This window comes from Ensifer sp. VA4 (genome assembly GCF_055710065.1).
Genome location: NZ_JBVQPO010000065.1, coordinates 1 through 388, shown reverse-complemented (window position 1 = coordinate 388; position 388 = coordinate 1). Strand labels below are relative to the sequence as shown.

The following is a 388-nucleotide window of genomic DNA, read 5'->3' as shown; positions in this document are numbered from 1 at the left end:
GGGTGGCGTCCGGCGGTGTCGTCTCCAGCGTCAACCGGATCGTCTCGGCGATCTCTTCGTCGCCGATCTGGCGCGGCGCGCCGGGACGCGGCTCGTCGTAAAGCCCATCGAGCCGCTGCTCGGCGAAACGCCGTCGCCATTTGGCCACCGTGTTCGGCATCGTGCCAAGCCGCGCGGCAATCTCCTTGTTCTCAACGCCGTCCGCGGCCATCAGCACGATCTGGGCCCGCCGCGCCAGGCCCTGCGCCGTGCCGCGGCGGCGAACCAATGTCTCCAGTTCACCGCGCTCCTCACCCGTCAAGACAATCGCAACCGCCGCTTTGCCCATCGATCATCCCCTTCTCAAACAGGGAAAATGATCGCACAAATTTATCGATCAGGACACTAG

Annotated in this window: 1 protein-coding gene; it reads right to left on the bottom strand. The window is 64.9% G+C overall.

The features are described from left to right. On the bottom strand, positions 1 to 328 hold a 328-nt coding region (locus AC0C6X_RS30180; protein ID WP_472956716.1), incomplete at its 3' end, for a helix-turn-helix domain-containing protein. Positions 329 to 388 lie beyond the last annotated feature (60 nt).